Origin of the sequence: Halomonas sp. AOP7-E1-9 (genome assembly GCF_052376035.1) — a bacterium.
GTDB classification, from domain to species: domain Bacteria; phylum Pseudomonadota; class Gammaproteobacteria; order Pseudomonadales; family Halomonadaceae; genus Vreelandella; species Vreelandella citrativorans.
Genome location: NZ_JBQSVC010000012.1, coordinates 25,923 through 40,201, shown reverse-complemented (window position 1 = coordinate 40,201; position 14,279 = coordinate 25,923). Strand labels below are relative to the sequence as shown.

Below are 14,279 nucleotides of genomic sequence, written 5' to 3'. Positions count from 1 at the left end.
ACGGTGAATCAGGCGGTAATTCTCGCGTTATACGTAAAGTTCTCCCTAACCTTTTTCCACTGCCATACTTCAGTGACATCATTGCACATCAGCAAGGAGTTTGAATGACATCGGATCGTTCCCTCGACGTCCAAAAAAACGCACACCCTACACCGTCTGAGCAGGGGTACGATTTTTCAGAACAGGTAGGCCATCTGTTACGTAAGGCCTATCAGCGCCACATTGCCATTTTCCAGCGCCACGTCTGCGATAAGCAGCTAACGGCCATTCAGTTTGTCGCTTTGTGCACAGTGATGGAGCGAGGGGCCAGCTCCTTAACCGATATCGTTAACGCCACGGCCATTGACCCGGCCACTGTTCGGGGGGTGATCAAGCGTCTCAAGGCCCGTGAATGGGTAACGCTGACCACCGACCCCAACGATCAACGCAAGGTGATGGTGGTGATTACCGAAGCTGGGGCCGCCATCGTTGAGGCAATGGTGCCCAACGCTCAACAGATCAGCGATGCGACGATGCAAAACCTCAACCCTGCCGAGCGGGTGGCGCTGATGCACCTGCTGGAAAAAATGAATGCAGACCCCGTCCCATAGTACGAGGGGCCGTTTGGTGATCGCGACAGTCAGCGCATCCTTACGCGCTTTATGTCATTGCCAAGCCGCACCCAGAGTGGCGCCAAAAGCGGCAGTATGATGGCCAGTAATGACAGACCAAACAGGCCCATGGCAATGGGGCTGTGCAAGAATACCTCCCAAGAGCCGCGACCCAGCAGCAGGCTGCGGCGCAGATTCTCCTCAAGCAGCGGCCCCAGAATCAAGCCGAAGGCCAAAGGGGCAGCGGGTAGCGACAAGAGATATAAGGCGTACCCTACGGCGCCGAAGAAGAGCATGATGTAGACATCTGCCATGCTGCTGCGAATAGCATAGGCGCCTACCACGCAAAGCAGCGCAATGCCGATGAGCAACGTATGCGAAGGGATGCGCAGTACCCAAGGCAACCAGCGCATCAGCAAAAGGCCGATGACCAGCGTGAGCAGTAGCGCAAGGAAGAACCCGGCGTAGAGGCTCGAGACGAAACTTGGGTTTTCGGCGAAGAGCATTGGCCCTGGCCGCAGCCCATGGATTAACAGCGACCCCATCAATACTGCCGTGATGGCATCTCCAGGTACGCCCAGCGTCATCATTGGTATCAGCGTGCCACCGATGCTCGAACTATTAGCGGCCTCGGGCCCCACCACACCCTCGACGGCGCCATGGCCGAAGCGCTCGGGATGCCTTGAAAAGCGCATCTCCTGGGCGTAGGCAATAGCCACTGCGATAGCCGACCCGGCAGCGGGTATAGCGCCGACAAATGCGCCAATAAAGGAACCGCGTAACATCGACGCCCAGCGTCCAGCGATCGCGCGCAGATTCGGTAGAGGCGATTGGGTAGATTGCATGTCGAACTCAGGCGTGGCGCGATGAGAGTCGTGCAGATTCCTGAGAACCTCAGCGAGCCCGAACAACCCTACACATAGCGGTACTAGTTCGATGCCACCTTGCAGGCCACGTGTATCGAAAGTGAAGCGCGAGACGTCGGTTAAAGCATCGAACCCTACCATTCCACAGAGTAGACCGACGGCGCCGACCAGCAATCCGCGTACCGTTGAACCTGGCGAAGCGTAGGCAAGTAGCACCAAACCGAATACCGCGATAGCCGTGAACTCGGGGCTTTTAAAGCGCATCGCGATTGAGGCCAGCATCGGAGCGGTGACCACCAGAAGCGCCAGACCGATGACGCCCCCTACGCTCGAGGCGATCAGCGCATAGACCAACGCTTCCTTAGCTCGTCCTGCACGGGCAAGAGGGTGACCGTCCAATTGAGTGACGATTGCACCCGGCGTGCCTGGAATGTTGATCAGGATGGCGGAGATTGAACCACCGTAGACACTGGCAACGAATACACAGAGTAGAAAGAGAATGGCAAATGCGGGGTCCATACCGAAACTCAACGGTAGCAGAATAGCTAGCGCCATGGTGGAACTAACGCCCGGTAGGGCGCCGAGTACGATGCCAAGCAGAGTGCCCAGCACAGCAAGCATCAAACCCCAGGGCGATGCGAGTGTTGCTAGGAGCGAGGTAAAGAAACTGTCGATCAGCATGGTAGTCTCCTGATCGCGGGCGTCATAGCGCGACGCCCAGCAGGGTGATGAAGATCAGATACAGCGCAAGGCTTAGTAACGAGGCGGTTATGATGCCGAGCAGTAGGGCACGATGCAGGCGATGGCAGCGACGATATTCCAGCCAGATGAGCCAAGGGGCGGCGAAAAGCCAGGTCGCTGGCAAGAAACCAAGCGATGTCACCACGCTTGGCAGCGCCAAAAGAGAAATAAGCAGGGCTGCCGCGTGCGTGTGACGGCTTAGAGGAGCGTCACTTTGGGTCGGCGTCTGCTCGGCTGTCTTGCGCAAGTGAAGTACCCAGCCGGCCAACCCCTTGAGAAGGAGAATGCCCCCTCCCAGCAACATGAAACTTAGAACGGTCAGCGGCAGCAGTGCGGGACCTGGGTCAGGGCCTCGGCCCAGCGTGTTCATCAACATCGTATTGCCGCTTACGTCGATGAGCCCGACAAGGGCGATGCCACTGAAAAGCAGTCCACAGGCAAGATCGCGCCCGGCGGCGCGATCAAGAAAACTGTTAAACGAACGCATGGCGTCTCTCCTAAGTCGTGAGTAGGAGCCGTCAGCGCGTCAGCGCGGCATCCACCAGATTGGAGGAAGAAAGGATCTCATAGACCTCATCGGCACGCTGGGTAAGATAATCTGAGCTTACCTCTTGAGGTTGCGGAGCAATCACTAAGCCCGCCTCGCTTGCCGCCGACTGAAACGCTTCGTCTTCGAGCAGTGTGTAGAAAGCCGACTCCAACGTGTCGCGGCGCTCATCGGGTACGCCTTGTGGCAGATAAAGCATAAAGAAGTCCTCCGCCGCGAAGCCATAACCTTGCTCCTTGAAGGTAGGAGCATCCGGCGCAAAGGGATGACGCGCATCTGTGGCCACGCCCAGTATCTGGAGTTGCCCCGAGGCGTGCTGGTCAGCTAGCAACGGTATTGGCAGCAGGACAGACATGACCTCACCAGAAAGCAATGCCGAGAGGGTGGGGGCGTAACCCTGATAGGGGATCTTCGTCAGCGTAACGTCGAACTGTGACTCGAGCATGCTGGCTGCGATATAAGAGAAGCCGCCGGGCGAGTCGTTACCGTTGACAATTGCGCCGGGCGATTCCTGAAGTGTTTGCAGATAGTCATCAAGATTCGTGATGCCCGTATCGCTGCCCACTGCGAGCGCGGCTGGCTCGGGGCCGATGAATACCAGCGCCTCGAGTTCGTCCAACGGCGTGGCGTTGGGGTTCATGTAGCTTTGGGCGATGGCATGGGTACCCATCATACCTAAAGTATAGCCATCTGGATCGGACTCAGCTACGTGGCGAATACCCGTAGATCCGGCCGCCCCCGTCACGTTTTGAACGACGATGGGGACAGAGAGTGCCGTGCCAGCATGCTCGGCCATTAAACGGGCCGCTAGGTCATAGGCGCCGCCAGCGGGCCAGGGAACGACGAGGGTGAGTGCACGCTCGGGAAAGTCATCGGCGAGAAGTCCAGAACTCAAGGGTAGAGTGAAGCCCAAAACGGACGCTATCATCAAACGGCGAAGTGTCATATGAGTTACCTGTTGTGTTGTCAGTAGATCAAAGCGAAGCGTTTTATTGTGGTTTGTTGGTTTTTCCGAGCTGGCGAGCGTTGAGGGACTTTCTCCTTTTTTAATGAATGCTATAGAAGCCCAAAGGCCGCAAGTCGGCCTTTCAGAAGCGCTGTTCAGCCTCCCAACAGATGATCGATTGCGGTCTGGCGGTCGATAACGTCACCGTACTTGCTGTCGATGTCGAACAGATTCGCCTCGTGCGGGTCGGGGTGACGGTCGCCCACGCAGTCGCGTATCACCATCACGCGAAAGCCGTACTGCAGGCCATCGACGGCGGTGGCGCGAATGCAGCCGCTGGTTGAGCAGCCGGTAACGATGATCGTGTCCACGCCCATGGCTACCAGCATGGAAGCGAGCGAGGTGCCAAAGAAGGCGCTCGCGTACTGCTTGGTGATAACCGGCTCCGTTGAGTCCGGCACCACTTCAGCACAGAACTCGGCGAAGGGGTTGCCAGCCACCATGGCGCGCATGACCGGCGATTTCTTCACCCAGATGCCGCCGTCGACTTGATCCGGCGCATGGTAGAGAATATTGGTGTGGATGACCGGAGTTCCACTCTGTCGAGCGGCATCAAGCAACGGCGGCATGTTGGCCACGGCCTCGACGACGCCGGGCGCGTAGAGTGGCGACTCCTCACGCACGTAGCCCTGCATGAAGTCCACAACCAAAAGTGCCGCCTTGCGCCCGAAGCCGATGCGCCCGTCCCAGACGCCCCGATAGTTCTCTTGAGCCGAGTTCTCCTGGGCCGATTTTTCCTCATGACCCGAGCCGTTTTGAAGCGAGCTGTCTTGAATCGCATCAGGGGTTGCCATGGGTACGCTCCTAGTAGGCGCCGGAAAGCAAAGCGCCAGCTCCAGGCACCACCGGCTCCAGATCCAGCGCCTTGAGCATGGCGTAAGTGGTGGCGATGGCGGCGGTCACCACCGGCTTGCCGGTCAGCGCCTCGACCTTGGCGACGGCCGGTAGTGAGGGCATCTGTACGCAGGCCGAAAGCACGATGGCGTCGATATCGCTCAAGTCTAGACTGGCAACGATCTCGGGCAGCTTGGCCGGGTCATGACGCGCCACGTCCAGGTTGTTGGGAATTTCCAGCGCCCGGTAGTCGACCACCTCGATGTTTTCCTGACGAATGTAATCCACCACCATTTCGGTCAGCGGCTTCATGTAGGGGGCTACCACGACTACGCGTTTGGCTTTCATGACGTGCAGGGCATCTACCAGGGCGCCGGCGCTGGTGACGACAGGCGTATCGCAGCCGTTTTCTTCAGTGCGGCTGCGTAGTCGCTTCTGGGACTCACGATGATAGCCCGGGCCCATGGACATGATGGCCACTAGGCAGGCGTACCCCATGACGTCCACGGCGGCATCGGAAAGCTCCAGCGCGCAGCGATCAGATTCGCCATCCATAGCGGCCAGTTCGTCCTTACTGACCGTTTTCATCCGCATGCGACTGGAGTGAAAAGTGAATCGCTCAGGACGAATTAATTGCCTTGCGGCGAGCATGGCAGGGATTTCCGTTTCCATAGTGATATTGGAACTCGGCACGATCTGGCCGATACGATAGGTCTTGGTTTCAAGCGTCATGGCAATCGGTCTCTCAGAGTGGGGTGCCGAGGAAGTCTTCGAAGGCAGTGAAGAAGCCTTCGAAGTCATCCCAGGGAATCATGTGGCCCGCATTCGCGGCGGTAGTGATACGAATCGACGGCAGCAGAGTTTGGATCTCTTCGCGATCCTCCTCCTGGATCACGCCGCCCTTGCCGGCGCAGATTAGAAGCGTCGGTATTTCAATAGCAGGGAGGTCTTGGTGGATATCCACGCTGTGGAACTCCTCGAACGCCTGCACGATAGCCGGTGTATAGCAAGTGTGCAGCCACTCGGCGCGCAGGCGCAGCTGCTCCTCGCTCCAGGTGGGGCAGTAGGTGCGCATGGTGTCGAGGCCAGCGCCCTGGGAGCAATCACGGATGGAGTCCACGTACCAAGGCAGCTTGCTGGGATACTCCCGGCGGCCGGGGCCGGAAACGGGCGGGTCGATCAGCACCAGTTTGTCGATGCCTTTTGCGCCACGCGTCATGGCGCGCAGGGCAAAGCGTGCGCCCATGGAGTGACCGGCGAGAATCACGTTTTCAAGCCCCAACGCTTCGATGAAAGCGATGACATCGTCGGCACAGGTGTCGATATCGTAGTCCAGATCGGGTCCCGTGGAGGAGAGCCCACGCCCACGAACGTCCAGCACGTAAGTATCGAAGTGACGGCCAAGGCGCTCGGTGACGAAGGCCCAAGTGACCGCGGGGCTTGTGATGCCCGGAATCAGCACCAGTGGCTGCCTGGTGGAGGCCGAGTCACCGCCAAAGCGCAGGTAGTGCTGGCGGATGTCGTTGGCGTGAATATTGGCGCCGTAGCGGTACGTACTGGTAGAAAGCGTGTCGGTCATGCCGGGTTCTCCTCGCTAACGGCTTCAGGCGTTTGCAGCGGCGTCTCGAACACGTCATAGCCGAAGACCCAGGCAGGATCTTCATCCTGGCGCAGCCAGGTATTGTCGTGGGAGACCTTCTGTACGCGGGAAGCCCGTTCGAAGCGATTGGTGCGGTAAAGCTCAAAGGCTTCACGATAGCCGTGGGCACCTACTTCCTCCAGACAGCGCACCAGCATGGCAGCATCCTCGATAGCCATGGCGGCCCCTTGGGCCATGTGTGGCTTCATCGGATGGCAGGCATCGCCCAGCAGTACCAGACGGTTGTCGTGCCACAGTGGTAGGGGAGTGCGTTCCAGAAGCGGCCATTTGGTGACCGTTTCGGTGCAATCGATCAATGCCTGCACCGTGGGGTGGTAGCCCTTGAAGGCCTCGCGCATTTCCTCCTGGGAACTGTCGACGAAGGACGTACCGTGACTCCACTCGGGCTCCGGTACACCGGTGACGTAGTAGTACTCTTTCTCGTCGCCGGTGACGAAGTAAACCATCATGTGACGGTCTTCTGACCACCACTTCACGCAGGCCTCGAAATCCAGATCATAGGCCTTGAGCTTTTCGGCGGAGATGATCGCCCGGTGCGCTACCCAGCCACTGTAGGTTGGTGCTTCGGACCCCAGTAGTTTTTCGCGAATTTGCGAGTTGACGCCGTCGGCGCCAATCACAAGGTCGGCCTCCTCTGTGGTGCCGTCTGCAAAGGTCATGCGCACTTTGTCGCCCTGATCGTCGACATCCATCAGGCGTTTGTTGAAGAAGAGGTTCTCCTGATCGAGTGTGCTGACCATCAGCTCGTGCAGATCGCCGCGGTGAACGGTGATGTAAGCCGCCCCGTAGTGTTCGCGGGCAAAGTCGCCAAGAGGAATGCGCGACTGATACTCGCCGGTCAGGCCATTACGGCTGAACCAGTAATTGGGATGCGAGCCCATGGAATTGAGCTTTTCCTCAATACCGATGCGCCGCATCACCTTCATCACGTTAGGCCCCAAGTGGATGCCGGCACCCAGGCGGGAAAACGCTGGCGCCTGCTCGTACACCTTGGTGGGGTAACCGGCCTGCTGTAGCAAGGCGCCAGCGGCGGCGCCGCCAAGGCCTGCGCCAATCACGGCGATGGTGGGTTTGTTATTCATAACGTAATTTCCCTCGTTTTATTGGCATAACGCACAGGGGGGGGCAATAGCCAAACCTTTGGAAGAGTCTTTGAAACGTTATAAAACAACGTATACACCATTTATTTTTTGGTCAAGAAAAAATAAACCTAAATCAGAATAAAATTACTAGCCACCCGGATTTTTGTGTAACCTTATATTAAATATATGTATTTTTATTTTTTAAGCTGTTTTAATAAAAAACTTGCTCGATGCGAGAGTAGGGTGCTATATGTTTTATAGTCGCGCACTTATAGGGTGTGCGCTATTTTTAAGCAAGTTGAGGCAGGTATGCACCATGCAGGTGCATCGAAGCTGGGAGCGACCCCGGTAGATTAGATATGGTCAAAAAATAATTAACAATTACCTTAGTGCTGCTAGTTAATAGTGCTAGTAGCTAATAGCGCTGTCAGTTAATAGTGCTGCCAGTTAATCAGAAAGCTCTAAATAAAAATTTGCTTTAACAATAATGATGATAATTCCCTATGACGCTGAAGCTAAAAGTGAATGGACAGAAGGTTGAGCTGACCATTCCGCCTACAACACCGCTGCTCAACGCACTGCGTAACGACCTGTTGCTGAACGGCCCAAAGTATGGCTGTGGGCTGGGCGAATGTGGTGCGTGCAGTGTGCTGGTGGATGGCATGGCTGCCAGAGCCTGCGTGCTCACGGTCGCCTCGGTGGTTGGACGTGAAGTGACGACGCTGGACGGGCTGGCCGATAAGGGCCGCCTGGATCCAGTCCAACAAGCGTTCATTGATGCGCAGGCAGCACAGTGCGGCTATTGCCTGAATGGCATGATTATCAGCATTCGCTCGTTGTTAAATCACACCTCGGCCCCCTCTTCAGAACAGATCGGGGCGGCGCTTGAGCATCACCTTTGCCGTTGTGGCACGCACCTGGAAATTTTGAATGCCGCCCATCGTGCCGTTGCCCTCAACGCTGCGGCGTTGGGAGACGCTGATGACTAAGCCCCATACCACGGTGCAGCCCCGCCAGGTTGCCTGGCCTGACGGTTTCGAGCACCTGCGCTACGGCGTTGTGGTGCGTCCGCCTTACTACCGTTGGAACGGCGAACATTTCACGTGTGACCGGTTGGCGCATGTCGATACCTCGATGCTGAAGACGTTGCCATATGACGCAAAGGCGGTGGTCGAGGGTAATTTTGTGGGGGTTGTGGCAAGTAGCATTGAAAACGCGCGCGATGCCGCTAAGTGTCTGGTTCTAAGCTGGCAGCCACACGGCCAAATATCGGCCGCGCCAACACAGCAAGTACGCGCAAGCGAAGAAAGCCGTAAGACGCCCGACCACAAAAAAACTGGCTTAGCTGATGTCGACGGTGACCACGTTGGCAGATATGAGTGCGACTACGGTTGGCCCAGCCGTATGCGCTGGGGAGAAACCGAAAGCTGGGTGGTTGCCGAATACCGAAATAACTGTCTTGAGGTTTGGACGCACACTACAACGCCACAAGCGCTGCGCCAGGATTTGAGTACCCTAACGACGCTGGGTATGGATCAAATAGCGCTTTATACCAGCGAAGGAGAACAGTGGGAGGGGGCAGAACGGCACGTGGCCAGCGGCCTTGGCCGCCATTGTGGTGACGATGCCGCCGTCGATGCTGCTTTGATGGCAAAAGCGCTGGGCCATCCGGTCGCGGTATGGCTGGATGCGCAGTACAGCACGGATGTTAAGGCATTGGGGCAGGCGCAACGCCTATCGCTAAGCGCTGTCTTTGGTGAAGGGGATTACATAGAGCGGTATCGCTACCGACAAGCGCATGCCAGTGGAGAGGTGGCGGCCGTCGGCCTGTTTCTGAGTGGGCGAGTCGCCGCACAAGGTGTTTCAGAGGAAGCCGAGCAGCCGCTATATTCTCCTTATGCCTTCCATAACGCCCATCTGTCGGCGCATACCGGGCGCCCCTCAGGGCAGCCGTTAAACGATACCCTGCTGGGTATTCAGCAAACGTTCGCCCGTGAGTCATTTCTTGATGAAGTCGCTCATGCGCTCGGCCAGGACCCGCTGGCGTTACGCCTAGGCTATCTTAACGACGCACGTGGTCGCGAGCTTATTGAATCGGTTGCCAAGCGAGCCAACTGGCAAGCAGATGCCCCTTCTCGTGAGGCATCGATTGATCTGTTACGGGGCCGTGGTTTGGCTTATGCACAGCTACCCGGCCGCCAGCAGCGTCTGGAAAGTGGCGTACGCTCTGCCTGGATTGCCGATGTCGAGGTTAATCGGGTTACGGGCGCTGTCCAGTTGACGCGACTGGTCGTGGGCCAGGATTCGGGTATTGAGGTTGATACAGCGCGTTTGCAACACACGCTTCAAGCGCGAGTGTTAGGCGAAGCGCGGCCGCTGCTGGGCAGTGAGCCGGCTTTCGATGAGTGGGGCGATGGTCGTTTAGAAGCCAAAAAAGAGTCGCCATTGGCCCGGCGCCAGTCTTCGTTTGAAAGACAGGTGGTGACGCCAAATGAAGCACCCTCGACGTTGCCGGCTAGCCTTGCGGATAGCGAGCTTTCACCTAGTGTCGCAGTTATCGCCAACGCGTTGTTCGATGCCACAGGCATACGTTTTCGGCAGCCGCCTTTTACGGCCAACCGGGTGCGGCAGGCGTTACAAGAGCAGGATCTGGAGGCATCTAAAGGCCGCAGTAGCCTGCTTTTATCCCGCAAAGGCATATCGCCGCGTCGCCAATGGCTGGCGGCCGCCGCTTTTATGACGGTTGCCGGTAGCGCGGCTATGGCTTGGCCCTGGAAAGGGGCGATTGCACCGGTCTCCCGGCCTGCGGCAACTCTTTATTCCGCTGAAACTATCGAGCGTGGACGGCTAGTGGCGGCGGCGGGCGATTGTGTCGCTTGCCACACCGTTGAAGGTGGCGCGACAAATGTCGGCGGCCATGCTTTTGACACGCCGTTCGGCACGCTTTACAGCACGAATATTACGCCTGATGAGACAACCGGGATCGGCCGGTGGTCGTATGCGGCGTTCGAGCGCGCCATGCGTCACGGTATCAGCCGTGATGGCCGCCACCTTTATCCTGCGTTTCCCTATACGGCGTTTGCCAAAACCAGCGATGCCGACCTTCAGGCGCTTTATGCTTATTTGATGGCTCAGCCTGCCGTATCGGCTCCTGCGCCCCAGAACGATCTATCGTTCCCTTTCAATGTGCGTGCGCTCATGGCGCCCTGGAATGCGCTTTATCACGATCCGAAACCGTTTCAACCGGACCCTGCGCAAAGCGAGCTCTACAATCGCGGCGCTTATCTTGCCGAAGGGCTGGGGCATTGCAGTGCCTGCCATAGTCCGCGCAATGCGATGGGCGCGGAAAAGGACGGTAAGTACTACTTTGCAGGTGCCATGGTAGATGGGTGGGAAGCGCCTGCCTTGAACACGCTTTCGCGATCACCCATTGGCTGGAGCGAAAGCTCGCTATACGACTACTTACGCCACGGCGAGTCAGCGTTACATGGCGTGGCCTCGGGGCCAATGGCGCCCGTGGTCGCCGGGTTGAGCGAACTGCCCGAGTATGATGTTCGCGCCATTGCTCATTATGTAGCGCAGCAGATGGAAGCGCCGGTTGGGGACAGTGAAGTACAGCAAGCCGACGCCCAGCAACGCTTGGCCGCAGCAGCGGTTAGCCCTAGTGGCATGGAGGAGGGCGAGCGCCTGTTTGAAGGTGCCTGTGCCGCCTGCCATCTGGATAACGGCTTGCCCTCGTTTACCCGAGCCCGAACATCGCTTGCGCTGAATACCAATCTGCACAGCGATCGTCCCGATAACGTTATTCAATCGATTTTAGGCGGTGTGCATGCTGACACCGTCCCTGGTGTAGGTAACATGCCCGGTTTTGCTGACAGCTTCAGCGATACGCAAGTCGCTACCCTGGCAAGCTATCTTCGGGCACGTTTCGCGCCCGGCGCACCTCCCTGGCAACAACTTGAACAACGTGTTGCCGCAATACGCCAGCCTCATCACAACAATACGCACTCTTCTCACTGACAATACAAAACGAGGTGGATCATGAAACGCAGCAAGTGGATATGGACAGTCTGGACAGTGGTTCTTTTGAGCTGTCTTGTGCCCTACACCCTACTAACGAATATTGCGGCCTGGTATGGCAGCTTTCTCTTCTGGACCTGCGCCGGGCTCGTGGTTATTGCACTTAATGTCTTCATTACCAAAGATTTCGAGGAGCACGACCATGACTGAGTCAATGATCTGGTGGTCAATTGCCATCTATCTACTGATCGCGGTCGGTATTGCTTTCCTCTCCCGTCAGGGACCGGCGGAAAGTATGTCGGGCTACTTCCTTGGCAACCGGCAGATGAACGGGTTTGTATCGGCGCTGAGCTACAGCGCTACAACCTATAGTGCTTTTATGATGGTGGGCTTGGCGGGGCTGACCTATGCCGGTGGCGTCGGCGCGCTAGGCTTTGAGATCATCTATTTTGCCGGTGTTTCTCTAGTGGCCGTTTTCGGCCCGCGTTTTTGGGCTGTCGGCAAGAAGTTTGGCTTCGTCACGCCCAGTGAAATGTTGGGAAACCGTTATAACAGTAAGCATGTCGCGATGGCTGTCGCGATTGCCAGCTGCATCTTTTTGATCCCTTACTCTGCCGTTCAACTGGCCGGGGTTGGCTACCTGCTGGACGGCATGACCAATGGTGCCATCACGTTTACCACTGGGGTGGTAATGGCAACGGTGATAGCCGTTTTCTTCTCCTATATTGCCGGTATTCGTTCAGTGATGTGGACCGACTCCTTACAGGCCTTGATGATGATCGTTGCCTCGACGCTGGTCGCCTTTTTGGTTGTTCAAGGGCTTGGCGGCTTCAGCGGCTTGTTTGGTACGCTTGTAGCTGAACATCCCACCTCGCTTAGCGTGCCGGGGTCAGGGCTTTTTAGCCTGGTAACCTTCTTGGGCTTGAGCATTCCCTGGTTCTTCTTCAGCCTATCCAACCCGCAGGTCAGTCAGCGTCTTTTCATGCCGTCGTCCTTGCGCTCTATGCGTCAGATGCTGATCGGTTTTCTGGTGTTCGGCTTCATTTATACATTGGTATCGGTGCTGTGGGGCTTCTCGGCGCTTGCTGCATTTCCCGACCTTGCGCGTGCCGACCTTGCAACGCCGGCGCTGCTCGCCTCTGACTTTATCCCGCCGGTTCTGGGTGTCATCGTCATGATCGGTATCATGGCCGCTGCCGTCTCAACGATCGATTCGATCATGTTGACCCTAGCTTCCATGCTGTCTCGGGATGTCTATGCCAACGCTAAACCGGGCGTGGGTGAAAAACGCCAACTGATGGTGGGCAAAATCGTCGTCCCGGTTATTGCTTTGTTGGCGCTGGGTTTTGCTGAGCTGCAGCTGGACTTGATCGCTGTACTCTCAGTGGCGGCTTCATCAGGTCTGGTCGCCATGGTGCCTGCCATTATCGGCGCTTTCTACTGGAAGCGTGGCACGGCCGCCGGTGCGCTGGCAAGCATCATAGGTACCAGCGTTTTCGTGCTGTTGATGTATGCCACGGGTAATTCCCTGCTGGGTTTACCGTCCGGTATCTGGGGCATCTTTGTCTCGACGGCCCTCTTCGTTGGCGTAAGCCTTGTAACCAAGCCGCATAAGGCCTCAACCGATGCCTTCCTGAACGCTATTTCCGAAGAGTTGGGACGCAAAAAGAGCGCTCCGGTCAGTGCGCCGTCATCTCAGAAAGCCGCTGTGTAGGACTATTCCTACCAACGCTATCTCTCGATAACCGTCTGTCTTGATGCTGGACTGGCAAATACAGCTAGCGTCAGTGCAGGGGTTACCGCCTTCACGTCATGCTGACGATATGCAGGAGTAGTTATGGATCACGCAAGCTTTACGGAAATCTGCCTTCACCAGTTGAAAATGTCCGGCGTTCAGTCCGATGAAAGGCTCATCGTACTGACTCAGGGCAACGACCGGCTCGATTATGCCGATGCTTTCATGGCCGCCGGACAACGTTTAGGCGCCAATATGTACCATATGCGCCTGCCGTCACCGCCTCTTGTGGGTGGTTGGAACGTCGGCACTACCGGGCTTGCTGCGATGCCCGAGGCGGTGGAAGCGCTCAAGAACTGCGATATGCTCATCGACTGTATTTTCCTGTTGTTCTCCCCTGAACAGATGGCCATTCAGGCGGCAGGCACGCGGATTCTTACCGCGGTGGAACCGCCTGAACTGCTGGCGCGTATGCTGCCAACCCAGGAACTCAGAGAGAAGGTCGAGATTGCCGCCGAGCTATTAGCTAAGGCCAAGGTAATGCGCATTACTTCCGCCCATGGCACCGACGTGACTTACCAGTTGAATACCTATCCAACGGTTGCCGAATATGCGTGTACCGATGAACCGGGCCGCTGGGATCATTGGCCCTCCGGTTTTGTGTTTACCGGCGGTGATGACGATGGTGTGGACGGCACCATTGTCGTGGCGCCCGGCGATGTCCTGTTGCCTCAGAACATGTATGTCCGCGAGCCGATCACCTACACCATCAAGAAGGGCTGGATTACCGGTATTCAAGGTGGCTTGGATGCCGAGCTGGTTAAATCCTACATGGACAGCTTCAACGACAAACGTGGCCTGGGCATGAGCCATGTTGGCTGGGGCATGAACCCTGATGCCAAGTGGCACCGTATGGTGCCCGGTGAGTTTCCGGGCGGGATGGGCATGGAGCCACGCAGCTTTTATGGCAACGTGATGTTCTCCACCGGCCCCAACAACGAATTGGGCGGGCCCAACGATACGGCCTGCCATCTGGATATTCCCATGCGCAATTGCTCGTTATTTTTGGACGACGAGCCTGTTGTGGTTGATGGCGATATCGTAGTAAAAGATATACAGATGCTTCGAAACTGACCGTTAGCGGGCAGTTCAATACAAAAGGCACCCCAGGGTGCCTTTTGACATTTGAGCGCTTCTT

The 14,279-nt window shown here is 57.0% G+C and carries 13 protein-coding genes; 6 read left to right on the top strand and 7 right to left on the bottom strand.

The features are described from left to right. The first annotated feature begins 104 nt into the window (after nt 1–104). A complete protein-coding gene (locus ACT3R4_RS08960; protein ID WP_290982284.1) occupies nt 105–590 on the top strand; it encodes a MarR family winged helix-turn-helix transcriptional regulator in 486 nt (161 codons plus the stop codon). Nucleotides 591–619: 29 nt separating this feature from the next. Here ACT3R4_RS08960 and ACT3R4_RS08955 read toward each other — a convergent pair whose 3' ends face one another. From ACT3R4_RS08955 to ACT3R4_RS08925, 7 genes are all read right to left on the bottom strand, one after another. Continuing rightward, the gene (locus tag ACT3R4_RS08955; RefSeq protein WP_441678591.1) at nt 620–2,137 is read right to left on the bottom strand and encodes a tripartite tricarboxylate transporter permease; all 1,518 of its coding nucleotides are present in this window, start codon (nt 2,135–2,137) and stop codon (nt 620–622) included. 22 nt (nt 2,138–2,159) lie between these two features. Continuing rightward, a complete protein-coding gene (locus ACT3R4_RS08950; RefSeq protein ID WP_441678593.1) occupies nt 2,160–2,684 on the bottom strand; it encodes a tripartite tricarboxylate transporter TctB family protein in 525 nt (174 codons plus the stop codon). 31 nt (nt 2,685–2,715) lie between these two features. Continuing rightward, the gene (locus tag ACT3R4_RS08945) at nt 2,716–3,690 is read right to left on the bottom strand and encodes a Bug family tripartite tricarboxylate transporter substrate binding protein (RefSeq protein ID WP_441678595.1); all 975 of its coding nucleotides are present in this window, start codon (nt 3,688–3,690) and stop codon (nt 2,716–2,718) included. Between the two features lie 155 nt (nt 3,691–3,845). Further along, a complete protein-coding gene (locus ACT3R4_RS08940; protein WP_441678597.1) occupies nt 3,846–4,544 on the bottom strand; it encodes an N-carbamoylsarcosine amidohydrolase in 699 nt (232 codons plus the stop codon). Between the two features lie 10 nt (nt 4,545–4,554). Continuing rightward, the gene (locus tag ACT3R4_RS08935; RefSeq protein ID WP_441678628.1) at nt 4,555–5,256 is read right to left on the bottom strand and encodes a maleate cis-trans isomerase family protein; all 702 of its coding nucleotides are present in this window, start codon (nt 5,254–5,256) and stop codon (nt 4,555–4,557) included. A gap of 73 nt (nt 5,257–5,329) precedes the next feature. Continuing rightward, a complete protein-coding gene (locus ACT3R4_RS08930; RefSeq protein WP_441678599.1) occupies nt 5,330–6,163 on the bottom strand; it encodes an alpha/beta fold hydrolase in 834 nt (277 codons plus the stop codon). After that, complete coding sequence (locus tag ACT3R4_RS08925) at nt 6,160–7,326, bottom strand: FAD-dependent monooxygenase (protein WP_441678601.1); 1,167 nt, start codon at nt 7,324–7,326, stop codon at nt 6,160–6,162. Before ACT3R4_RS08925 ends, ACT3R4_RS08930 begins: the two co-directional genes overlap by 4 nt. Before the next feature lie 503 nt (nt 7,327–7,829). Between ACT3R4_RS08925 and ACT3R4_RS08920 the strand changes: the two genes are divergently transcribed. The 5 genes from ACT3R4_RS08920 to ACT3R4_RS08900 all read left to right on the top strand — a co-directional run bounded on the left by ACT3R4_RS08920 (nt 7,830) and on the right by ACT3R4_RS08900 (nt 14,215). Further along, entirely contained in the window at nt 7,830–8,315 is a 486-nt protein-coding gene (locus tag ACT3R4_RS08920) for a (2Fe-2S)-binding protein (RefSeq protein WP_441678603.1), read from the top strand. Then, entirely contained in the window at nt 8,308–11,346 is a 3,039-nt protein-coding gene (locus tag ACT3R4_RS08915) for a c-type cytochrome (RefSeq protein ID WP_441678604.1), read from the top strand. The genes ACT3R4_RS08920 and ACT3R4_RS08915 overlap by 8 nt, the downstream gene beginning before the upstream one ends. Before the next feature lie 21 nt (nt 11,347–11,367). Continuing rightward, entirely contained in the window at nt 11,368–11,556 is a 189-nt protein-coding gene (locus ACT3R4_RS08910) for a hypothetical protein (RefSeq protein ID WP_441678606.1), read from the top strand. After that, nucleotides 11,549–13,060: a sodium:solute symporter family protein gene (locus ACT3R4_RS08905; protein ID WP_441678608.1), complete on the top strand. Its 1,512-nt coding sequence runs from the start codon at nt 11,549–11,551 to the stop codon at nt 13,058–13,060. Before ACT3R4_RS08910 ends, ACT3R4_RS08905 begins: the two co-directional genes overlap by 8 nt. A gap of 123 nt (nt 13,061–13,183) precedes the next feature. Beyond that, nucleotides 13,184–14,215: a 2,5-dihydroxypyridine 5,6-dioxygenase NicX family protein gene (locus tag ACT3R4_RS08900; RefSeq protein ID WP_441678610.1), complete on the top strand. Its 1,032-nt coding sequence runs from the start codon at nt 13,184–13,186 to the stop codon at nt 14,213–14,215. Nucleotides 14,216–14,279: the final 64 nt, after the last annotated feature.

Coding starts and splice junctions, on each gene's coding strand:
- ACT3R4_RS08935 (WP_441678628.1), bottom strand. CDS start 5,256: ATGGAAACGGAAATCCCTGCCATGCTCGCCGCAAGGCAATTAATTCGT.
- ACT3R4_RS08910 (WP_441678606.1), top strand. CDS start 11,368: ATGAAACGCAGCAAGTGGATATGGACAGTCTGGACAGTGGTTCTTTTG.
- ACT3R4_RS08930 (WP_441678599.1), bottom strand. CDS start 6,163: ATGACCGACACGCTTTCTACCAGTACGTACCGCTACGGCGCCAATATT.
- ACT3R4_RS08940 (WP_441678597.1), bottom strand. CDS start 4,544: ATGGCAACCCCTGATGCGATTCAAGACAGCTCGCTTCAAAACGGCTCG.
- ACT3R4_RS08915 (WP_441678604.1), top strand. CDS start 8,308: ATGACTAAGCCCCATACCACGGTGCAGCCCCGCCAGGTTGCCTGGCCT.
- ACT3R4_RS08945 (WP_441678595.1), bottom strand. CDS start 3,690: ATGACACTTCGCCGTTTGATGATAGCGTCCGTTTTGGGCTTCACTCTA.
- ACT3R4_RS08960 (WP_290982284.1), top strand. CDS start 105: ATGACATCGGATCGTTCCCTCGACGTCCAAAAAAACGCACACCCTACA.
- ACT3R4_RS08900 (WP_441678610.1), top strand. CDS start 13,184: ATGGATCACGCAAGCTTTACGGAAATCTGCCTTCACCAGTTGAAAATG.
- ACT3R4_RS08925 (WP_441678601.1), bottom strand. CDS start 7,326: ATGAATAACAAACCCACCATCGCCGTGATTGGCGCAGGCCTTGGCGGC.
- ACT3R4_RS08950 (WP_441678593.1), bottom strand. CDS start 2,684: ATGCGTTCGTTTAACAGTTTTCTTGATCGCGCCGCCGGGCGCGATCTT.
- ACT3R4_RS08920 (WP_441678603.1), top strand. CDS start 7,830: ATGACGCTGAAGCTAAAAGTGAATGGACAGAAGGTTGAGCTGACCATT.
- ACT3R4_RS08905 (WP_441678608.1), top strand. CDS start 11,549: ATGACTGAGTCAATGATCTGGTGGTCAATTGCCATCTATCTACTGATC.
- ACT3R4_RS08955 (WP_441678591.1), bottom strand. CDS start 2,137: ATGCTGATCGACAGTTTCTTTACCTCGCTCCTAGCAACACTCGCATCG.